The following is a 21,698-nucleotide window of genomic DNA, read 5'->3' as shown; positions in this document are numbered from 1 at the left end:
CGGCCTGGCGCACCTGCAGATCACTGTCGATGCCGGCGCGGCGGCGCTGGCGGGTCAGTTCAAGTGACTTCTGCGAACGGCTCAGCTCTTCCTCGGCTACGTCGTTGAGCTGCCACGCGTAGGCCAGGTCGGCATAGGCCTGGGTGATGCCAGTGGACAGGTTCAGGCGCGCGGCCTGCGCTTCAACGGTGGCGGCGTGGGCGCCGTCCACGGCGGCTTCCCAGGCGGCGCGCTTGCCGCCCCACAGGTCCACGCCATAACTGAAGTCGAAGGCGACCTGGCTGCTGCCGCCGTAACGGCCACCCATCTCGCTGCCGACCATCGATTCGGGCAGGCGCAGGCCGGTGTAGCCACCGGACACCGACAGGCTCGGCAGTTCGTCGGCACGTGCGGTGCCGACCTGGGCCTGGGCCTGGCGCAGGCGGGCATCGGCGGCGTCAAGGCTCGGGTGGCCGGCCAGGCCCTCGGCGACCAGCGCGTCCAGCTGCGCATCACCCAGTGCCTTCCACCAGTCCTGCGCCGGGAAGCCGGTGGCGCTCAGGTCGGTGTCGGCCAAGGTGCGTTCGCTGTGCAGGCTGTCCACGTCAAGCACGTGGCCCTGCGGGTTGAGGCCACGACTGCTGGCGCAGGCGGCCAAGGCCAGGGCCAGCGCTGACACCAGCAGCGCGCGCCCGGACCGGCGGAGAGTGGAATGCGGGATCGGGTTCATGGGGTCGTCAGTGAATCGCGGATTCGGGTAAGGAGGGACAGCAGCAGCGTGCGCTCGTCGGCGGAAAGATCACGCAGGGCGTAATCCATCACCGCGTCGCCACGCAGCTTCAAGCGCGCCCACAGCGCGCGGCCTTCGTCGGTCAGCACGATCTGCAATGCCCGCCGGTCCTGCGCATGCGGTTCGCGGCGGACGCAGCCCAGCGCTTCGAGCTTGTCCAGCAGCCGGGTCACCGCGCTGGGCACCTGATCGATGGCCTGGGCCAGTTCGTTGGCGGTGCACGGCGCCATGTTCGAAAGCACCTTCAACCCGATGTAGTGGGTGAAGCCGATGCCCAGATCTTCTTCAGCCATGGACGCGTCGAGTTGGCGGACCAGGCCGTCGCGCACCTGGCGCAGCAGCAGGCCGAAGCTGGGGGGAGTGGTTGCAGGACAGATCATGGGGGAGCATTCTCTTCCAAAAAAAATATTTCTCAATGGAAATATTTGATCTGGCATCGAATGCTGTGTTGCAGCAGTGGGCTGGATCAGTGAAGGCGCCTACCTTAATGACCTGGCCAGGTGGCCCGGTAGTACAATCTAGCCAATGGATGACACATTTCAGCCAGCAGACATGATGAACAAGGCAGAAATCCCCGCTCCCAGACGCCTGCTCAGGGACGAGGCACTGGACTGGTTCGAGCGCAACGACGGTCCCCCGGTGGTCGGTTTTCGTTTCGACAGCCCGCAAGGGCTGGTCCGTGAAGTGGATTGGCATCATCACCAGCGCGCGCAGCTGATCTGCGTCGAGCGCGGCCTGCTGACCACCCGTACCTCGCACGGCACCTGGTCGCTGGCGCCGGGCTCGGCCGGCTGGATGCCACCGCTGGAGCCGCACACGGTCACCCTCGACGGCCCCCTGCGTGGCTGGGGCATGGCGCTGGCGGCTCCGGTCTGCGCCACCCTGCCCTCCGATCCCTGCGTGCTGGGCCTGTCCAAGCTGGCGCAGGCGCTCGCCGACCGCATCTGTGACTGGCCACCGGGCTACGACACCACCTCCGAACGCCAGCACATCATCGAGGTGCTGGTGGACGAGATCCGCACAGCGCCACGCCAGCGCATGCACCTGCCGATGCCGCATGACCGGCGCCTGCTGAAGATCGCCTCGCAGCTGCTGGCCGACCCGTCCGACGAACGCAGCCTGGCCGAATGGGCGCACTGGGCCGGCCTGTCACCGCGCAGCCTGACCCGCCACTTCCGCGACGAGACCACGCTCAGCTTCGCCCAGTGGCGGCAGCAGGCCCGGCTCTCCGAAGCCCTGCGCCAGTTGACCGATGGCCGCAGCGTCGCCGACATCGCCCACGCACTGGGCTTCAGCAGCGCCAGCGCCTTCGTCACCGTGTTCCGCCGCCACTTCGGGCTGCCACCGGGGCGCTACCTGGCGCGGGCCGGCCACGGCCTGGAAACCGGGCTGGACCCTGCGCGCGGCTTGGCATCCCCCGCCGCATCCGGATAATCACAGGATTGCGAGCGGCGACCGCCGTCGCCGCCTCCCGACATAGGTAACAACGCCGCATGACCGAACTTGCCCGCCCCGTGTTCCACGGATTCGAACAACTGCCGCTGCGCGAGTACGCCGAACGCGCCTACCTCGACTACTCGATGTACGTGGTCCTGGACCGTGCCCTGCCGTTCATCGGCGACGGCCTGAAGCCGGTGCAGCGCCGCATCATCTATTCGATGAGCGAGCTGGGCCTGAATGCCGCGTCCAAGCCGAAGAAGTCCGCGCGCACCGTCGGCGACGTCATCGGTAAATACCACCCGCACGGCGACAGCGCGTGCTACGAGGCGCTGGTGCTGATGGCGCAGCCGTTCTCGTACCGCTACCCGCTGATCGAGGGCCAGGGCAACTTCGGCTCCAGCGACGACCCGAAGTCGTTCGCGGCGATGCGTTACACCGAATCCAAGCTGACCCCGATCGCCGAAGTGCTGCTGGGCGAACTGGGCCAGGGCACCACCGACTGGGCACCGAACTTCGACGGCACCCTGCAGGAGCCGACCTGGATGCCGGCGCGGTTGCCGCACCTGCTGCTCAACGGCACCACCGGCATCGCCGTGGGCATGGCCACCGACGTGCCGCCGCACAATCTCAACGAGATCGTCAGCGCGCTGCTGCACCTGCTGGACAACCCCGACGCCACCGTGCGCGACCTGTGCGAACACGTGCAGGGCCCGGACTACCCGTCCAGCGCCGAGATCATCACTGCGGCCAATGACCTGCGCAACATCTACGAGACTGGCAACGGCAGCGTGCGTGCACGCGCGACCTTCACCAAGGAAGCCAGCAACATCGTGATCACGGCGCTGCCGTTCCAGGTGTCGCCGTCGAAGGTGATCGAGCAGATCGCCGCACAGATGCGCGCCAAGAAGCTGCCGTGGCTGGAAGACATCCGCGATGAATCCGACCACGCCAACCCGGTGCGCGTGGTGCTGGTGCCGCGTTCGAACAGGGTCGACGCCGACCAGCTGATGGGCCACCTGTTCGCCACTACGGACCTGGAGCGCAGCTACCGCGTCAACCTCAACGTGATCGGGCTGGACGGCCGTCCGCAGGTGAAGAACCTGAAGACGCTGCTCAGCGAATGGCTGACCTTCCGCAGCAACACCGTCACCCGCCGCCTGCAGCACCGCCTGCAGAAGGTCGAGCGCCGCCTGCACCTGCTGGAAGGCCTGCTGGTCGCCTTCCTCAACCTGGACGAGGTGATCCACATCATCCGTACCGAGGACGAACCGAAGGCGGCGCTGATCGCGCGCTTCGGACTGTCCGAGGAACAGGCCGAGTACATCCTGGAAACCAAGCTGAAGCAGCTGGCCCGCCTGGAAGAGATGAAGATCCGCGGCGAGCAGGAAGAGCTGGCCAAGGAGCGCGAGAAGATCCTCGGCATCCTCGACAGCAAAGCCAAGCTGAAGAAGCTGATCCGCGATGAACTGACCGCCGACGCCAGGAAGTTCGGCGACGCACGCCGTTCGCCGCTGGTGCAGCGCCAGGCGGCGCAGGCCATCGACGAGACCGAGCTGGTGCCGAGCGAACCGATGACCGTGGTGCTGTCGGAGAAGGGCTGGATCCGTGCCGCCAAGGGCCACGACGTCGATGCATCTGCCCTGTCCTACCGTGAAGGCGACGGACTGCAGGGCGCGGTGCGCGCACGCAGCACCCAGCAGGTCGCGTTCCTCGACAGCGAGGGCCGCGCCTACTCGACGCCGGTGCACACCCTGCCCTCCGCGCGTGGCAATGGTGAACCGCTGACCGGCCGCTTCTCGCCGGCACCGGGCACCAGCTTCGTGACCCTGGCCAGCGCCGAGCCGGACACCCGCTTCGTGCTGGCCTCCAGCCACGGTTATGGCTTCGTCACCCGCTTCGAGAACCTGATCGGCCGCAACAAGGCCGGCAAGGCGATGCTGAACCTGTCTGCAGGTTCGTCGGTGCTGACCCCGTCGGCAGTGGCCAACGTCGCCACCGACCGCATCGTTGCAGTGACCAGCTCCGGCAACCTGCTGGCGATCGCCGCCAACGACCTGCCGGAACTGGACAAGGGCAAGGGCAACAAGATCATCGAGATCCCGAAGGCCAAGCTCGCCACCGAACGCGTGGTCGCCATCGTGGCGATCAGCCCGGGGCAGACCCTGCAGGTCCGCGCCGGCCAGCGCACGATGGGGCTGAAGTTCAACGAGCTCGACGCCTACCTCGGCGCCCGCGCCACACGCGGCCACCTGCTGCCGCGCGGCTGGCAGAAGGTGGAAGGGTTGTCGGTGGAGTGAGGAGCACCGGGGTCGGATCCCTTTCCACCGGAAAGGGCTCTGACCCCGGACACCGCCCCTGGCAGGTGTCAACATTGGTTGACACGCATTACCCCGGTCCACGCCAACCTCGGTTGGCGATTTCCATCCCAATGGGATCAGAGCCGTTTTCGTCGAAAACGGATCTGACCCCGGACACGAAAAAGCCGGGGATTCCCCGGCTTTTTCGTTGTCGGCTGGCGGGCGGTGGAGCAGCTGGCGGGCGAAGGCTGGCTGGCGGTGCTCCGGTGCTGGCGGGCGACAGAACGCTGTGCTTCGTCTGGTAGAGCTGACTGTTAGTCGGCTGCCCTTTGGAGAGCGGCCGACTAACAGTCGGCCCTACCGGATCGGGGTGCCGGCTCAGTGCGCCGGGGCGCCGCTGCCGTCGATCTTGCTCAGCTGGTACAGCTCCAGGCCGATGCGCTTGATCAGGCCCAGCTGCTGTTCCAGCCACCAGGCGTGGTCTTCTTCGGTGTCCTTCAACTGCGCCAGCAGGATGTCGCGGCTCACGTAGTCGCCCTTCTCCTCGCACAGCTTCATGCCGGCGGCGAGATTGTTCCGAACGGCGTATTCAGTGTCGAGATCCTTCTGCAGCATCTCTTCGACGGTTTTGCCCGGCTCGGTGGCATGCGGGCGCATGTCCGGGTCGCCGCCCAGGAACAGGATCCGGCGCAGCAGCGCATCGGCGTGCTGGGTTTCCTCTTCCATCTCGTGGTTCAGGCGTTCGTAAAGTGCGAACAGGCCCTGATCCTCGTAGCGGCGGGAATGGATGAAGTACTGGTCGCGGGCAGCGAGCTCGCCACGCAGCAGTTCCTTCAGGCAGGCGATGACGTCCGGGTTGCCTTTCATGGGGGGGGCTCCTGTGAATCGATGTGGCATAGGGTGCCGCATTTCAGAATACGGTGATCTAATCGGAATCAGTCGCAGTTGCGCCTGCGGCTACAATCGGCCCACGAGTTCGGAAAGGACGTGCGATGCGACGTACATGGCGTTGGGTGCTGGGCGTATTGATCGCCATCGTCCTGGTCACCGCCCTGGTGCTGTGGCTGCTGCTGCGCGGCAGCCTGGCCGATCTGGACGGCGAGCATGCGTTGCCGGGACTGGCGAAGCCGGTCACCCTCGAACGCGATGCGCTGGGCGTGGTCACCATCACGGCCGGCAGCCAGGCCGACGCGATGCGCGCACTCGGCCGCATACACGCGCAGGAACGCTACTTCGAGATGGACCTGATGCGCCGCAGCGCCGCCGGCGAACTGTCCGCACTGTTCGGACCGAAGGCCATCGACGCCGACAAGCGCATGCGCGTGCACCGTTTGCGCGCACGCACCGAGGCACACATGGACGCTGCATTGGGCGACAACGGCGACGCCGTGCGCGCCTACGTGGACGGCGTCAACGAAGGCCTTGCCGACCTCTCCGTGCGGCCGTGGGCGTACCTGCTGCTGCGGCAGTCACCGCAGCCTTGGCAGGCCAGCGACAGCGTGCTGACCGGGCTGGCCATGTACGCCGACCTGCAGGATCCCGGCAACCAGACCGAGCTTGCGCTCAGCCGCATCCGCGCGGTGGTGCCGTCGGCGCTGTACGCACTGATCGCCCACGACGGCACTGAATGGGATGCACCGCTGTTCGGCGAACCGACCGGCAACGCCACGCTGCCCGATGCCAGCCAGCTGGACCTGCGCACGCTGAAGGGAAAACCGGGCACCGGGCAGGAAGAAGCCGACGCCGTCGGCAGCAACAACTTCGCGGTGGCCGGTGCGCTCACCGCCGACGGCCGCGCCATTGTTGCCGACGACATGCACCTGGGCCTGCGCGCACCCAGCCTGTGGTTCCGCGTGCGCCTGCGCTACCCCGACCCGCAGGCCGCTGGCGGCCAGGTCGACGTCACCGGCTTCTCGCTGCCGGGCCTTCCGGCCGTGATCGTCGGCAGCAACGGGCACGTCGCCTGGGGTTTCACCAACAGCTACATTGACACGGCGGACTACCGCACCGAACCAGCCAATGCCGCAGTGACGGTGCATGAAGAACGGATTGCGGTGGCCGGCCAGGCCGATGTGCGGTTCCCGGTACGCGAAACCGCCTGGGGACCGATCCTGCACACGCATGCCGATGGCAGCGGCGACGCGCTGCGCTGGGTCGACCAGCTGCCCGGTGCGGTGCGCCTGGACTTCGGTGACCTGGCCCGCGCCGGTGATCTGGACGCAGCCCTGCAGTTCGCCGACCACGCCGGCATTCCCGCACAGAACCTGGTGATCGGCGACCGCACCGGACGCATCGCCTGGCGCCTGATCGGCGCCCGCCCGGATCGCGGTCCGGGCTGCGCGCCGGCCGGCTTCAACGCCGCCCACAACCAGGACTGCGCCCCCTGGCCGATCCGCAGCGATGCCTCGCCGGCATTGATCGATCCCCCCAACCATCGCCTGTGGACCGCCAACGGCCGCGTCCTCGACGGCGAGGCGCTGGCTACCGTCGGCAATGGCGGTTATGACCTGGGTGCCCGTGCGCGGCAGATCCGCGACCTGCTGGCGATCCAGGAGCGCTTCGATGAACACGACCTGCTGGCGATCCAGCTCGACGATCGCGCGGTGTTCCTGCAGCGCTGGTGGGCGCTGCTGCACGACGTCATCGAACGCAGTGACGACCCTGCACTGAAGCGCTTGAAGGAGGCCAGCCATCAATGGGGCGGCCGTGCCTCGGCCAGCTCGGTCAGCTACCGGGTGGTGCGTGAGTTCCGTACGCAGGTGATGAACACACTGTCCGATGCACTGCTGGCACCGGCCAATGCGCAGCTGGGCGATGACTATCTGGAGCCGCGCCTGGCGCAGCTGGAAGGCGTGGCCTGGCCGATGCTGCAGCAGCGGCCGGCCAATCTGCTGCCACCGGCCTTCGACAGCTGGGATGCACTGCTGATCGACGCCGCACGCCGTACCGAAAGTGAGCTGACCAAGCAGGGACCGCTGGCCATACGCAGCTGGGGCGAACGCAACACCGCGGCGATCTGCCATCCCATCGCACGGGCGCTGCCGGACATCGCCAAACGCTGGCTGTGCATGCCGGCCGACCGCCTGCCCGGCGACCGCGACATGCCGCGCGTGCAGACGCCGAACTTCGGCGCTTCCGAGCGCATGGTGGTTTCACCGGGCCACGAGGCAGACGGCATCGTGCACATGCCCGGCGGCCAGAGTGGGCATCCACTGTCGCCCTACTGGGGTGCCGGCCACGAAGACTGGGTGCATGGCCGGCCGACGCCGTTCCTGCCCGGCAAGGCGCAGCACACCATGACGCTGGTGCCGGCACTACCGTTCAACGCTCAGCCCCTGCGCCGCTCGATCAGGTTCAACAGTGGCCCGGTCATCGCCGTTGTCACCAGCGCCATGATCACCAGCACCGCGAACAGCCGGTCACCGAGCAGGCCAAGTTCGTAACCCAGGTTGAGCACGATCAGCTCCATCAGGCCACGGGTGTTCATCAGTGCACCCAGCCGCCACGCCTCACGGGCGGGCATGCCGGCACTGCGTGCGGCACTGAAGGTGCCCAGCAGCTTGCCCGTCGTGGCTACCGCGATCACCACCACGCACAACAGGCCATCGCTGGCCTGCAGTGTATCGGCGCGCATGCGCAGGCCGGTCATGGCGAAGAACAGCGGCAGCAGCAGCGTCACCGCGAACGGTTCGACGCGCGCCATCAGCAGCTCGCGCAACTGCACATTGGACGACACCGCCACGCCCGCTGCGAACGCACCGAACAGCGCATGGATGCCGAGCATCTCGGTGACCAGGGCACTGGCCAGCGACAGCAGCAGGGTGCCCAACAGCCACCGCCCCTCACGGCCCGGCGCGATCTGCTGGCGGGCGAACCACGGCCTCACCAGCCCCAGCATCAGCGCCACGAACGCGACCACGCACAGCAGGTTGAGGCTGGCCGGCAGCCATCCGCTGGCCTGGGCGGCGGCCACGATCAGCGCCAGCAGGCACCACGCGGTGGCATCACCCAATGCAGCGCAGGCGATGGCGGTCTGACCCAGCGGGGTCTGCGTGATGCCGCGATCGGCAAGGATGCGCAGCAACACGGGGAAGGCGGTGATGCTCATCGAAATGCCGACGAACAGTGCGAATGCCGTGAAGCCCACCCCCTGTGGGCCGTGCTGCGGGTACAGCCAGATCGCCAGGGCGACGCCAAGCACGAACGGCACCGCGATGCCGGCATGGCTGACCGTAAAGGCGAAACGCCGGCGTCCACGCAGCGCCGCCAGGTCCAGCTCGGCACCGGCCACCAGCAGGAACATCAGCACACCCAACTGGCTGAGCATGCCCAGCGGGCCCAGCGAGCTGGGCGGGAACAGGGCTCCATGCAGCGGCGGCAACAGGCTGCCGAGCATCAATGGGCCCATCATCAGGCCGGCGGCCATCTCGCCGATCACCGCCGGTTGTCCAAAGTGCTTGAGCAGCGCGCCTGCGCCCTTGGCCACCAGCAGCAGCACCAGCAGCTGCAGCAGGAACAGGCCCAGCGGCGACGCCAGATGCTGCACCCAGGTGGCTTCAGCCGTGGCCGTGGCACGGGCAACAGCTTCGGGCGCCGCCGGCCCGGCATAACGGGCCAGCAGCACGCCGACCAGCAGCGGGACCCCGGCCCAGGCCAGGTAGCGCCATCCCCACTTCGTCGGTGGCACCTGGCCCCCGCTGTGTACGTCCATGAACATTCCCCAATGTGCAGGGGGGCGATCATACAAAAAGGGGACGGAGGGGATTAAGTCGTTGGTGGCACAAGCGCCCCGCCCCCCCTCCGGCCCCTTTTCGGGGCTTACGCCAGTGCCTGCTCGTGCACGCCAGCGATCGCACGCCCCGACGGATCTGCAGCAGCGGCGAAGCTGGCATCCCACGCGATCGCCGCTGGCGACGAGCAGGCGATGGACTTGCCACCCGGCACGGTCTCGGCGGCCGCCCGGCTCGGGAAGAACTGCTCGAACAGATGACGGTAGTAGTAGGCCTCCTTGGTCTGCGGCGGGTTGTGCGGGAAGCGCTTGTCGGCCGCTGCCAGCACACGGTCGCTCACCTGAGCTTCGGCATGCGCCTTCAGCCCATCGATCCAGCCATAGCCAACGCCATCGCTGAACTGCTCCTTCTGCCGCCACAGGATGCTGTCCGGCAGGTAGCCATCGAACGCCTCGCGCAGCACCGCCTTCTCGATGCGGCGGCTACCAAAGCCTGCACCGACCATCTTGTGCGCGGCGTCGAAGCGCATCGCCACATCGAGGAATTCGCGATCCAGGAACGGCACCCGCGGCTCCACACCCCAGGCCATCATCGACTTGTTGGCGCGCAGGCAGTCGTAGTTGTGCAGCGCGTCGAGCTTGCGCACCAGCTCGTCGTGGAACTCACGCGCATCCGGCGCCTTGTGGAAGTACAGGTAACCACCGAAGATCTCGTCGCTGCCCTCGCCGGAAAGCACCATCTTCACCCCCATGGCCTTGATCCGCCGTGCCAGCAGGAACATCGGCGTCGATGCGCGGATGGTGGTGACGTCGTAGGTCTCGATATGGCGGATCACTTCCGGCAGTGCATCAAGGCCCTCCTCGAAGGTGTACTCGAAGCCGTGATGCACGGTGCCCAGCGCTTCGGCGGCGATGGCGGCAGCGGCCAGATCGGGAGAGCCCTTCAAGCCGATCGCGAACGAGTGCAGGCGCGGCCACCAGGCTTCGGTCTGCCCCCCATCCTCGATGCGACGGCGTGCATAGCGCGCGGCCACCGCCGCCACCAGCGACGAGTCCAGGCCACCAGACAACAGCACGCCGTACGGCACATCGCTCATCAGCTGGCGTTCCACCGCATGCTCGAAGGCCTGGCGCAGTTCGGCCAGATCGGCCTGGCGACCCTGCACGTCAGCGTAGTCGCGCCACGGCTGCTGGTAGTAGCGCACCAGCTCACCACTGGCACTGTCGAAATAGTGGCCCGGCGGGAACTGCGCGACGTCGGCACAGGTATCGACCAGTGCCTTCATTTCCGAGGCGACGCGCAGGCGTCCCTGGGCATCGTGGCCCCAGTACAGCGGCACCACGCCGACCGGGTCGCGCGCCACCAGCACACGACCGGCACCACGGTCCCACAGCGCGAATGCGAAGATGCCATTGAGCTGCTCCAGCCACTGCGCCGGCGAAGCGCCCTGGCGGTACAGCGCATTGATCACTTCACAGTCCGAACCGGTCTGGAAGTCATAGGCGGTGGTCAGTGCGGCCTTCAGTTGCTGGTGGTTGTAGATCTCGCCGTTGACCGCCAGCGCCAGCTGGCCGTCGGCCGACAGCAGTGGTTGCGAGCCGCCGGCCGGGTCGACGATGGCCAACCGCTCGTGGACCAGCAGCGCGCCTTCGTCAAGATACACGCCGCTCCAGTCCGGGCCGCGGTGGCGCTGGCGCTGCGACAGTTCCAGCGCATGGCGGCGCAGGGCCGGAAGATCGTCACCGGCCTGCAGGCCGAAGATTCCGAAGATCGAACACATGGGGGAGCTCCTGTTGGGGGAATTTCACGGGTGGGAGGGTGTTCGACCGGCCATCCAGGCCCGGGTGGGGCTGCGCCCGGGCACAAAAAAAACCCGCATCGACCGATGCGGGTTTTCTGGTGTCCGGGCGTGTGTTGCTGTCTATCTACCCAGGGCGCAGTCCCGCATCGGCCGCGCACGATTATTCGCGCGCAGATTATTGCGGTTGTTGTTATTGACGGCGGTGGCCAGGCGGATCGACATGGCATCGACCCTACCCCGGTTTCCGGCACGGCGCAACCGTTGCGTTGGCAACCACTCCCCGCGCGCATAATGGCCCGCCGCGAAACGTGTAATGGAAATGCAACACCGCACTGGACGCAGAGCCGCGCTGGCCGCCCTGCTCTGCCTGGGCCTGGCCGCCTGCCAGACCCCGCCCCGTCCGTCGCCCCTGCCGCCGGCTCAGCTGCAGGGTCTGGAACAACGCGGCGCCGATGGCAGCTTCGAGGGTGCCTTTGATACCGCGCAGACCTTCGAGCGCTTCAACGATCCGCGCGCCATCGCCTACTACGAGCGCGCCGCAGCGGTCACGCCGTGGACCTTCCACAACACCAGGGCGGAAGAAGCACTGGGCAGGATCTGGATCTCCGGCACGCTGCGCCATGCCGACAGCCCCCACATCAACCCGGCACCGGTGCTGCGCGCGTCCTGGCGACGCGGTGAACGTGCCTATCTGGCGGCCGCCTACCACGGCAATCCCTATGCGTTCCACGAACTCGCCAAGGCCTATCGCCAGCAAGGCGACGCGCAGCAGGCACTGCGCTGGGACCTGCGCGGAATGATCTACGAGCGCTATCCGAGTTCATCGTCACGACTGCCGGATGCGGTCGCCGCACAGGGTGACACCGTGCATCCGCGGGTTGCGCAGATCCAGCGTCGCGCCGAGCGTGGCGATGCCGACGCACAGGTCGATCTGGGCGCGCTGCTGGAAAAGGGCGTAGGCCTGCCACGCGATCCGGCGCGTGCGCTGCAGCTGTACCAGCGCGCTGGCGAGAAAGGCAGTGTGTTCGGCAAGTACTTCGCCGGACTGCTGCTGGGCCGCGGCGCGCCCGGCGTGGAGAAGGACACCGACGCAGCCGCGCGCTGGTTCGCCAGGGCCGAAGCACAGCACTTCTACATGGCCGCGCCGAGTTACTGGAAGAAGGCGGTCGAGCCGCCGTTCTTCCTTTTTTCAGAATAGTAGAGATGTAGCTCCGGCGGGGGGCGTGCCGACCAACGATCGCCCCCCCCCCCTCCTCACACCAGCAGCCGCTCCACCAGCCGCTGGTACAGCCCGGGCAGTGCTTCCAGTTCGTCCACGCGCACGTTCTCGTCCACCTGGTGGATGCTGGCGTTGACCGGCCCCACTTCGATGCACTGCGCGCCCAATGGCGCGATGAAGCGGGCATCGGAGGTGCCGCCGCCGGTGCTTTCCTCCGGTGCACGGCCGATGTGCTCGGCCAGCACCGCACGCGCAGTGGCGCGCAGCGTGCCTTCCGGGGTGTAGAACGGTTCGCCGCTGCGATGCCACTTCAGCGTGTACTGCAGGGCATGCCGATCCAGCAGCGCGGTGATCTCCGCTTCCAGTTTCGGCGCATCCCAGTGCGGGTTGTAGCGGATGTTGAAATCCACCTCGAGCTCGCCGGGAATCACATTGTTGGCGCCCGTACCGGCATGGATGTTGGAGACCTGCAGGCTGGTCGGCGGGAAACTCTCGTAGCCGTCATCCCAGCGCCGTGCGCTCAGCTCGGCCAGGGCGGGCGCCGCCTGGTGGATCGGGTTGCGTGCCTTCTCCGGGTACGCCACATGGCCCTGTACGCCCTGCACCCGCAGCTTGGCCGACAGGCTGCCACGACGGCCCACGCGCAGCAGGTCACCGAGCGTCGCGGTCGACGACGGCTCGCCGGTGATGCACCAGTCGATGCGTTGGCCGCGCTCGGCGAACAGCCGTGCGACGTGGCGCACGCCATCGATGGCATCGCCCTCCTCGTCGCTGGTCAGCAGCACCGCCAGCGTGCCGGGATGATCGGGATGCGCGGCCACGAACTGCTCGGCCGCCACCACGAACGCCGCCACGCTGCCCTTCATGTCGGCGGTGCCACGGCCGTACAGCACGCCGTCACGGATCTGCGGCGTGAACGGGTCGCTGGCCCAGGCCTCGCGCGGCCCCGCCGGCACCACGTCGGTGTGGCCCAGCAGCACCAGCACCGGCGCGCCCTGGCCGTGGGTCGCCCACAGGTTGTCGACCTCGCCCAGCCGCAGGTGATCGCACTGGAACCCGGCCTGCTTCAGGCGTGCCGCCAGCAGTGCCTGGCAGCCGGCATCGTCCGGCGTCACCGAGGGCCGTGCGATCAGTTCGCAGGTCAGGTCGAGGACCGCGCTCATGCGTCACCCACGCCGAAGCGGGCCTTGAAGCCATTGTCACTGAAACCCTGGCTGACCGTGCCGTCGGCGGTGACCACCAGCGGGCGCTTGATCAGCTGCGGGTACTCGCGCAGCAGCAGCTTCCATTCCGCTTCGGAATCTGCGGCCTTGCGGTTGTCCGGCAGCTGCCGCCAGGTGGTTGAGGACCTGTTGACCATCGCGGCCAGGCCACCCAGCTGCTCAGCCCACGCCAGCAGTGTTTCCGGGCTCGGCTTGTTGTCGCGGTAGTCGACGAAGGTGTACGGCACGCCGAAGCGGTCCAGCCACTTGCTCGCCTTCTTGCAGGTATCGCAGTTCTTCAAACCGTAGACAGTGGTACTCATGGCCATCTGTGATGCTGGAAAACAGAGGCCCAGAATCTCACAACAGGCGCTCGGACACGACCCGGAACGGTACCCTTGGCAGCCGGAAGGCCAGCCCCTCGTGCAGCGCCACGTCCATCGCCTGCAGGCGCGGGCACTGCAGTTCGCCTTCCAGCTGCAGCGGCTGCAGGCTGTCGACATCCACCTGCAGTGCGATGCGGGTGCTGGCCCAGCGCCGGTCGCAGGTGCGCGCAATGGTCTCATCCTGGCAGGTCAGGAAGCGCAGCAGGGCCTGATGGCCCCCGAAGCCCCCCCGCCACGCCCCGTCCTCCCAGCCCGCAGCGGCCCGCCACTGCAGGTGCAGCGCAGGCGCACTCCCCTGCCCGCCTTCGATCAGGGTGTGCCCATCGCCATCGACGCGCACCACATGCTCGAAGCGCGTGGACAGGTGGGGCTGCATGGCATCGCTGAAAGCGCGCGCGCCGGCGACGAAGGCCAGCTGGTCCATCACGTTGCGATCGAACAGCACGACCGGGGTCCCGCCCGGATCATCGTCACGGCGCAGGTACCAGCGCCAGTTGCTCTGCCCTGGCGACGGCATCAGGCAGCGCAGCGGTCCCGCCAGCGCCGGCCCGAAGTGGCCATGGCGATAGCTGAGAACGGTGTAAGGCGTGCGTCCGGCATGGACCACGTAGTGATGGCCTGGTGGCGCTGGCGGGGCATGGCGCACATCGACCCACCAGCTCGCGTAGACCACGTCGCGCACGTCGCTGACCAGCACCGGCATCGGCCAGCGCCGCGACAGTGCCCGGCGCAACCGGATCCAGCGCGGAGCGTGCAGCAGGCGCGGCAGCATCCGTCCGAACGCGTTGTCGGACGGATGCCGGTAGATCGCGGACTGCGCCAGCTCCTCCGGCGCACTCACCTTCAGTCGGCCAGGCCGCGCAGCAGGTCGTTGACGCTGGTCTTGCTGCGGGTCTTGGCATCAACCTGCTTGACGATCACCGCGCAGTACAGCGAGTGGGTGCCGTCCTTGCTCGGCAGCGAGCCGGACACCACCACGCTGTACGGCGGGATGTAGCCGTAGCTGATCTCGCCGGTGGCGCGGTTGTAGATGCGGGTGCTCTGGCTGAGGAACACGCCCATGCCGATCACACTGTGGTGGCCCACCACCACGCCCTCCACCACTTCCGAACGCGCACCGATGAAGCAGTGGTCCTCGATGATGGTCGGGCTGGCCTGCAGCGGCTCCAGTACGCCGCCGATGCCGGCGCCGCCGGACAGGTGGCAGTGCTGGCCGATCTGGGCGCAGGAACCGACGGTGGCCCAGGTATCGACCATGGTGCCTTCGCCGACGTAGGCGCCGATGTTGGTGAAGCTCGGCATCAGCACTACATCCTTGCCGAAGTACGTGCCGCGGCGGGCGATCGCACCGGGCACAACGCGCACGCCGCCACGGCGGAACTTCGCTTCGTCATAGCCGGCGAAGCGCGATTCGACCTTGTCCCAGAACGGTGCCGGTCGTGCATCGACCACCGCCATGTCATTGACGCGGAAATACAGCAGCACGGCCTTCTTCAGCCACTCGTTGACCTTCCAGCCACCCTGGCCGTCCGGCTCGGCGACGCGGAATTCACCGCTCTCGAGACCGTCGATCACGCGGTTGACCAGCGGCTTGGTCGAGCCTTCCAGCTCATGCAGGGTCAACGTGGCGCGGCGCTCGAAGGCGCTTTCGATACCGAACTTGAGTTCTTCCACGCCGGGTGCCGACGGCTTGCGCAGCGACTTGCGGGCGATGGTTTCGGCGCGGACGGCTTCGGCGCTCTTGGCCGGGGCCGGCTTCTTCACAGCACGCTTGACCGCAGCCATTTTCTTCGCCGGGGCCTTCACCGCAGCGGCCTTCTTCGGCGCAGTGGCCTTCTTTGCGGCCGGTGCGGCTACAGCAGGTTTCCGGGCCGCTGCGCTCTTGGGGGTCGCAGCGGTCTTCTTGGCGGGCTTGGTGGCCATCAGGCGGGGTCTCCGGCGTTTCGATCAGGGTCCAGGCAGGCCAGCATTGCGTCATGCAGCTGCTGCCGGGCAGGTTCAGTCAGGGGGAGGTCGTGTTCGTCACTGATCACGAAGGTGTCTTCGGCGCGCTCGCCGAACGTGGCAATGCGCGCATCATGCACGCGCAGTCCCTGGTTGCGCAGCACGAACGCCACATCGGCCAGCAGGCCGGGACGGTCGGGAGCGACCAGGGCAAAACGGGTTGCGCCCGGTTCATCGCGGAACTCGATGCGCGGAGCGAAGCGGAAGTGCCGCAGTTGCCGCGGTACCACACGGCGCGACGGCCGCAGGCGCGCCAGGTCACCACTGAGTGCCTCGCGCAGCGCCGCCTCCAGGTTGGCACTGCTGCCATCGGCAAACGTGTCGGCCGGGTTCACTTCGAAGGTATCGAAGATGGTATCGGCCGGACCGTCCAGCACGCGTGCGCGGTGAATGCCATAGCCCTTGCGGTCCAGGGTCATCACGATCGCGGCGAACAGGCCGTCGCGGTCGGGCGAGTGCACGAATACTTCCAGCGCCGGGTCATCCACACTGATCCGGCGCACCTTCACCAGCGCCTGGCCCTGCTTCACCGGTACCAGCGCGGCTGCCTGCCAGGCCAGCTGCTCGGGGCGCAGACGAATGAAGCCCTCATCCGGCATCACCGCGAACTGGCGATCAATGGTGGCATCGTCGTAACCCTGCTCGCGCACCAGTGCGCGCACGCTGTCACGTGCCTCGGCCACGCGTTCGGCGGCCGGTACCGGATGCTCCAGCCCCTCGCGCAGCGCGCGCCGGGTGGCGAAGTACAGGTCGGCCAGCAGGCGGTCCTTCCAGGCATTCCACAGCTTCGGGCTGGTGCCGGCGATGTCGGCACAGGTCAGCAGGTACAGGTAGTCCAGGCGGTCGCGGCTGCCGACCAGAGTGGCGAAGCGATGGATCACCACCGGATCGGCGATGTCCTGCTTCTGCGCGGTCACCGACATGCGCAGATGCTGTTCGACCAGCCATGCCACCAGCTCGGTATCGGTGCCACTGAGCGCATGCGCCTGGCAGAACGCACGCGCGTCCACCGCACCCAGTTCCGAGTGGTCGCCGCCGCGGCCCTTGGCGATGTCATGGAACAGGCCAGCCAGCAGCAGCAGTTCCGGCTTGCACAGGCGTGGCCACACTTCGTGCGCGATCGAGAAGCGCTCGTCGGCACGGCTGCTGGCGAACTGGCCGATGTTGCGCAGGACCATCAGCGTGTGCTGGTCGACCGTATAGACATGGAACAGGTCGAACTGCATGCGCCCGCTGACCTGGGCAAACGCGGGGATCCACTGGCCAAGCACGCCCAGCCGCGCCATGCGCGAAAGCGTGTCGACCGGGCGCTGGCCGCGCAGCAGGGACAGGAACTGCTCGCGTGCATCGGCATCGGCCTGGTCGTAGGCCGGCAACAACGGCAGCGCTTCGGCCAGCGCGCGCGCGGTCAGCGAATGCAGGCCTCGCACCTGTGGATTGTTGGCCCAGCTGGAAAACAGGGCGAACACCTGGCCGATGTCACCGCGCGGCCAGTCGGCCTCGTTGGCGGCCAGGTAGCCGCGGCGCAGGGAGAAGCCCACGGTCAGCGGTTCCGGCTGGGCCTCGCCATCGAACTGTTCCTCGAAGCGCTGCAGCAGGCGGTCGCTGATCCGGCGCACCACCAGCGCGGCGCGGTAGAAGCCCTGCATCATTTTCTCGACACCGAGATTCTCGGCATCGTCTTCGAAGCCCAGGCGCGCGGCCAGGGTCTTCTGGTAATCGAAACGCAGGCGCTCTTCCGGGCGGCGCGCGACCAGGTGCAGGCCGAAGCGCAGCCGCGCCAGCACCGCACGCTCGCGCTTCAGCGCAGCCGCTTCGTCGGCACCCAGGTGGCCCAAGCCGACCAGCGCTTCCAGGTCGCGTACGCCGAAGGCGCGCAGCGCCATCCAGCCCAGCGTGTTGAGATCGCGCAGGCCGCCGGGACCATCCTTGAGATCCGGCTCCAGGTTGTCGGCAGTATCGCCGAAGCGCTGGTGGCGGTTGCGCAGCTCTTCCAGCTTGGCCAGGAAGAAGGCACGCGCCGGCCACAGCTCGCGGTCGTCGATGGCCTCGCGCAGCGCACGGCGCGCTGCATCATCAGCCAGGATCGGACGCGCCTCGATCAGCGCGGTCAGCACGGTCTGGTCAGCCGCCGCCTCGCGGCACTGCAATGCAGAACGCACCGCATGGCTGACCGCCAATCCGCAGTCCCACAGCAGCGCGAACAGGCGTGCCAATGCCGCTTCATGCGCCAGTTGTGCGGGCGGGTCGCCGAACACCAGCAGGTCGATGTCCGAACGCGGAAACAGTTCCCCCCGGCCATAGCCACCGACCGCGAACAGCGACAGGCCGCTGTCGGCCGGCAGGCAACGCTGCCAGGCTAGGCGGATCAGATGGTCGGCCGCGCGCGCCCGCAGCGCCAGCAGGCGCTCGATGTTGTCGCCCTGGTCGAAGCGGCGATACAGGCGCGCGTCGGCCTGCTGCAGCGCCTGGCGCGCGGCAGCAGCCCAGTCCGGGTCGTTGAGCGACGCGGCCGGCGTGTCCAGCAGCGAACTCGCCGGCAGCATCGTCAGGAGACCTGCGACTCGCCCGGCGACAGCGTCAGCACGTCGACGCCGGTCTCGGTGACCGCGACCATGTGCTCCCACTGCGCCGACAGCTTGCGGTCCTTGGTCACCACGGTCCAGCCATCCGGCAGCACCTTGTTGTAGCGGGTGCCCTCGTTGATCATCGGTTCGATGGTGAAGGTCATGCCGGGCTGCAGCACCAGGCCCTGGCCCGGGCGGCCGTAATGCACCACCTGCGGCTCGTCGTGGTAGACCTTGCCGATGCCGTGGCCGCAGTACTCGCGCACCACGCTGAAACGCTCGCCTTCGGCATAGCTCTGAATGGCATGGCCGATGTCGCCCAGGGTGGCCCCCGGGCGCACCGCGCGGATGCCGCGCCACATGGCTTCGTACGTGGTTTCCACCAGGCGGCGGGCCATCACCGACGGGGTGCCGACGAAGTACATGCGGCTGGTGTCGCCGTGCCAGCCGTCCTTGATGACGGTGACGTCGATATTGATGATGTCGCCATCCTTGAGCACCTTCCCTTCGCTGGGGATGCCGTGGCAGATGACATTGTTGACCGAGGTGCACACGGTCTTCGGGAAGCCGCGGTAGCCGACGTTGGCCGGAATCGCGCCCTGCACGTTCACGATGTGGTCGTGGCAGATGCGGTCCAGTTCCTCGGTGGTGACACCGGGCTTGACGTGGGGGGTGACGATGTCGAGCACTTCGCTGGCCAGGCGGCCGGCGATGCGCATCATCTCGATTTCCTGCGGGGTTTTCAGATTCACGCTCATGGCACCCATTATCGCCGATCCGGCCGCAATCTGAACGAACGCCACCCAACTGCCGATCCGGGTCATGCACGGTTCCGGCAAGGAAAGTGAAAGCGTGATGGCCTCCGCTCTTTCGTCTGCCTAATTATCACGGATTACAGACACTTACGCCTCCTAAGCTGGACCCACCGTCGTCCAAGCGGCACCGAACGTGCCGTCTTCGCCTTGTTCAACGGACCTTCGGGTCAGGGAGGTTGTTCATGCGATCCCCAGTTCGATCCCCGCTGGCATGGGCCGTGGCCGGGTTCCTGCTGTCCAGCCCGGCAATGGCCGCCGACACCACCACCTTCAATGTCACCCTGGTGGTCACCAAGGCCTGCACCATCACGGCGGCGGCCGCGACCAACGTGGACTTCGGCACCGCGGCATCAACCACCACCACGCCCACCCTGGGCCAGGGCACGGTAACCGCCCAGTGCTCGGCACTGACCCCGTACACGATCTCGCTGAATGCGGGCGCCAATGCCAGCACCGCCAATGACGTCACCACTCGGCGGATGAAGAACACCAATGCGGCGGTGACCGCCAACAACTACGTCGGCTACCAGCTCTACCAGGATGCCGCACATACCCTGGTCTGGGGCGCCACAACCGGCACCAACACCCAGGCCGGCATCGGCACCGGCCTGGCCGTGCCTTACATCGTCTACGGCCAGATCCTGAACCTGAGCACCAACAACCCGGCCGCCGGTAGCTACCTGGATACGGTTACCGCCACGATCACCTATTGATGGAGCACGCCCGCATGGCCGGATCCCGCCCGTGGCGCGCCACCGGCGTGGCGCTGCTCGCCCTGTACCTGCTCGCCATCGCGGCCGCCGGCGCTACCAGCCTGCAGGTGGCCCCGACCAGCCTGCAGCTGGAAGCCCGCCAGCGTGCCGGCGAATTGTGGCTGACCAACAGCGGCACCTCACCGGTGAAGCTGCAGGTACGCGTGTTCCGCTGGGTGCAGCAGGACGGCCAGGAACAGCTGCTGCCCACCGATGCGTTGATGGCCACTCCGCCGATGCAGGAACTGGCCGCCGGACAGCAGCAGCTGGTGCGGGTCATGCGTGCGGACAAGGAACCGCCAGCGGCACAGCAACATTACCGCCTGATCGTTGACGAGGTGCCCGACCTGGCCACCCGCGCGGGTGGCATGCAGTTCGTCCTGCGCTATTCGATCCCGGTGTTCGTGCAGCCCTCGGCCGGCACGCTGGCGCCGCAGCTGCAGGCCCGGCTGGTAAAGCTGGCGGACGGCCGCAACGGCGTCGAAGTAGCCAATTCGGGCAACAGTTACGCTCAGATCGCCGATCTCGCGCTGGGCAGCGCCACGCGCCCGCGCATCGTCCATCCCGGGCTGCTGGGCTACGTACTGCCCGGCCAGGTGATGCGCTGGCCGATCGAACGCACGGCGATCGACCGCGACAACGACCAGATCACGGCCAAGCTCAATGGCGAGTCGGAACAGACGCCACTGTCGCCCCCACCAGCTCGCTGAGGCGTTGATGGGCGCGCTGTTGGCTGCCCTGGCTCCCGCGGCGACCGAGGCCGCCGATGTGTCCGGCGTGGCCACGGCTGCTGATGTATCCGGCGTGTCGGCCGATGCGATCCTGCCCGCCCCCACCCCACTGACCGCCAGCCAGACGCTGTACCTGGATGTGTCGCTCAACAGCACGCCGCGCGGCCTGCTGCCGTTCACCGAGAACCGTGGCCGGCTGCAGGCCAGCCCCGAAGTGCTGCGCCAGCTCGGCTTCAACGCCAGCGGCGATGCACCGGTCTACCTGGACCAGATCAGCGGTGCGGTGGTGCGCTACGACGCCCACATGCAGACCTTGGCGCTGGACGTGCCACTGGACCAGCTGACACTGCCCACCACCGTGCTCAGCCGCCCGCAGACGCGCGCCCCCACCGGCAGCGCCTCGCCCGGCGTGCTGCTCAACTACGACGTCTACGGCAGCCGGGTGGACACGCTCGGCACCCTCAGCCTGAGCTCGGAGCTGCGCGTGTTCGGTATCGGCAATGGCACTTTCGAGAACACCGCCATCAGCCGCCGCTACCAGCAACCCGGCGATCGCCATTGGCGCGGCTCCAGCGTGCGCCTGGACACACGCTGGAGCCTGGATTTCCCCGATAGCGCAACGACCCTGGAGGTCGGCGATTTCTACAGTGGGTTCGTCGACTGGACCCGCCCCGTGCGCCTGGGTGGCCTGCAGATCGGCCGCAACTATGGCCTGCAGCCCTACCGCGTGCTGACGCCCACGCCGAGCTTCCTCGGCCAGGCCGTGGTGCCCTCCACGGTCGAGCTGTATGTCGATGGCCTGCGCCAGTACAGCGGGCAGGTGCCGGTCGGTCCCTTCCAGCTCGCAGCACAGCCCGGCATCAGCGGCACCGGCAACGCGCAGGTGGTGGTGACCGACGCATTCGGACGCATGCAGACGCTGGACTTCAGCTTCTACGGCACCCAGCAGCTGCTGGCCAAGGGCCTGTCGGACTGGTCGGTCGGC

The 21,698-nt window shown here is 67.6% G+C and carries 15 protein-coding genes and 3 pseudogenes; 7 read left to right on the top strand and 11 right to left on the bottom strand.

The window, feature by feature from the left end:
* Both emrC and emrR read right to left on the bottom strand, forming a co-directional pair.
* Window positions 1-709 (bottom strand): annotated as a pseudogene (gene emrC / locus N5E02_RS14365) (multidrug efflux transporter outer membrane subunit EmrC); the annotation flags it as partial.
* Window positions 706-1,149 (bottom strand): multidrug efflux system transcriptional regulator EmrR, encoded by a 444-nt coding sequence (emrR, locus tag N5E02_RS14360; RefSeq protein ID WP_005415875.1) that lies wholly within the window; start codon window positions 1,147-1,149, stop codon window positions 706-708. The pseudogene emrC and the gene emrR, both read right to left, overlap by 4 nt.
* Window positions 1,150-1,321: 172 nt before the next feature.
* Between emrR and N5E02_RS14355 the strand changes: the two genes are divergently transcribed.
* Both N5E02_RS14355 and parC read left to right on the top strand, forming a co-directional pair.
* Window positions 1,322-2,203 carry a helix-turn-helix transcriptional regulator gene (locus N5E02_RS14355; protein ID WP_005415874.1) on the top strand — a complete coding sequence of 294 codons (882 nt, stop codon included), beginning with the start codon at window positions 1,322-1,324 and terminating at the stop codon, window positions 2,201-2,203.
* Window positions 2,204-2,262: 59 nt separating this feature from the next.
* Window positions 2,263-4,506, top strand: a complete 2,244-nt coding sequence (gene parC, locus N5E02_RS14350; RefSeq protein WP_005415873.1) for a DNA topoisomerase IV subunit A — start codon at window positions 2,263-2,265, stop codon at window positions 4,504-4,506.
* A gap of 378 nt (window positions 4,507-4,884) precedes the next feature.
* Here the strand turns inward: parC and bfr are convergent, their stop codons facing one another.
* Window positions 4,885-5,373, bottom strand: a complete 489-nt coding sequence (gene bfr / locus N5E02_RS14345; RefSeq protein WP_005415872.1) for a bacterioferritin — start codon at window positions 5,371-5,373, stop codon at window positions 4,885-4,887.
* Between the two features lie 125 nt (window positions 5,374-5,498).
* Here bfr and N5E02_RS14340 point away from each other — a divergent pair.
* Window positions 5,499-7,784, top strand: a pseudogene (locus N5E02_RS14340) (penicillin acylase family protein); the annotation flags it as partial.
* A gap of 50 nt (window positions 7,785-7,834) precedes the next feature.
* Here N5E02_RS14340 and N5E02_RS14335 read toward each other — a convergent pair.
* Window positions 7,835-9,223 (bottom strand): cation:proton antiporter, encoded by a 1,389-nt coding sequence (locus N5E02_RS14335; protein ID WP_065177427.1) that lies wholly within the window; start codon window positions 9,221-9,223, stop codon window positions 7,835-7,837.
* Between the two features lie 101 nt (window positions 9,224-9,324).
* Window positions 9,325-11,016, bottom strand: a complete 1,692-nt coding sequence (asnB, locus tag N5E02_RS14330) for an asparagine synthase B (protein ID WP_164093680.1) — start codon at window positions 11,014-11,016, stop codon at window positions 9,325-9,327.
* 340 nt (window positions 11,017-11,356) lie between these two features.
* Here asnB and N5E02_RS14325 point away from each other — a divergent pair, with 340 nt between their 5' ends.
* The gene (locus tag N5E02_RS14325) at window positions 11,357-12,235 is read left to right on the top strand and encodes an SEL1-like repeat protein (RefSeq protein ID WP_164093681.1); all 879 of its coding nucleotides are present in this window, start codon (window positions 11,357-11,359) and stop codon (window positions 12,233-12,235) included.
* A 56-nt stretch (window positions 12,236-12,291) separates the two neighbouring features.
* On the opposite strand, the gene dapE is transcribed toward N5E02_RS14325, so the two are convergent.
* The 6 genes from dapE to map are packed head-to-tail and all read right to left on the bottom strand — an operon-like array spanning window position 12,292 to window position 19,182.
* Window positions 12,292-13,419 (bottom strand): succinyl-diaminopimelate desuccinylase, encoded by a 1,128-nt coding sequence (dapE, locus tag N5E02_RS14320; RefSeq protein WP_005415868.1) that lies wholly within the window; start codon window positions 13,417-13,419, stop codon window positions 12,292-12,294.
* Window positions 13,416-13,787, bottom strand: coding sequence for an arsenate reductase (locus tag N5E02_RS14315; RefSeq protein WP_170944942.1), 372 nt, complete (start codon window positions 13,785-13,787; stop codon window positions 13,416-13,418). Before N5E02_RS14315 ends, dapE begins: the two co-directional genes overlap by 4 nt.
* A gap of 31 nt (window positions 13,788-13,818) precedes the next feature.
* Window positions 13,819-14,685 carry a hypothetical protein gene (locus tag N5E02_RS14310; RefSeq protein ID WP_171955926.1) on the bottom strand — a complete coding sequence of 289 codons (867 nt, stop codon included), beginning with the start codon at window positions 14,683-14,685 and terminating at the stop codon, window positions 13,819-13,821.
* A 2-nt stretch (window positions 14,686-14,687) separates the two neighbouring features.
* Window positions 14,688-15,767, bottom strand: coding sequence for a 2,3,4,5-tetrahydropyridine-2,6-dicarboxylate N-succinyltransferase (dapD, locus tag N5E02_RS14305; protein WP_065177430.1), 1,080 nt, complete (start codon window positions 15,765-15,767; stop codon window positions 14,688-14,690).
* Entirely contained in the window at window positions 15,767-18,394 is a 2,628-nt protein-coding gene (locus N5E02_RS14300; RefSeq protein WP_279946391.1) for a [protein-PII] uridylyltransferase, read from the bottom strand. Before N5E02_RS14300 ends, dapD begins: the two co-directional genes overlap by 1 nt.
* 2 nt (window positions 18,395-18,396) lie before the next feature.
* A complete protein-coding gene (gene map / locus N5E02_RS14295) occupies window positions 18,397-19,182 on the bottom strand; it encodes a type I methionyl aminopeptidase (protein ID WP_032955117.1) in 786 nt (261 codons plus the stop codon).
* Window positions 19,183-19,412: 230 nt separating this feature from the next.
* On the opposite strand from map, the gene N5E02_RS14290 reads away from it, so the two are divergent.
* From N5E02_RS14290 to N5E02_RS14280, 3 genes and pseudogenes are all read left to right on the top strand, one after another.
* Complete coding sequence (locus N5E02_RS14290; RefSeq protein WP_032954051.1) at window positions 19,413-19,943, top strand: spore coat U domain-containing protein; 531 nt, start codon at window positions 19,413-19,415, stop codon at window positions 19,941-19,943.
* Complete coding sequence (locus N5E02_RS14285; RefSeq protein ID WP_053497108.1) at window positions 19,943-20,692, top strand: molecular chaperone; 750 nt, start codon at window positions 19,943-19,945, stop codon at window positions 20,690-20,692. The genes N5E02_RS14290 and N5E02_RS14285 overlap by 1 nt, the downstream gene beginning before the upstream one ends.
* A 7-nt stretch (window positions 20,693-20,699) precedes the next feature.
* Window positions 20,700-21,698, top strand: a pseudogene (locus N5E02_RS14280) (fimbrial biogenesis outer membrane usher protein); the annotation flags it as partial.

The organism is Stenotrophomonas sp. GD03777 (assembly GCF_029842485.1).
Lineage (GTDB): Bacteria > Pseudomonadota > Gammaproteobacteria > Xanthomonadales > Xanthomonadaceae > Stenotrophomonas > Stenotrophomonas sepilia.
Note: the sequence above shows the minus strand (reverse complement) of the source record. Positions and strands in the feature narration are given on the sequence as shown.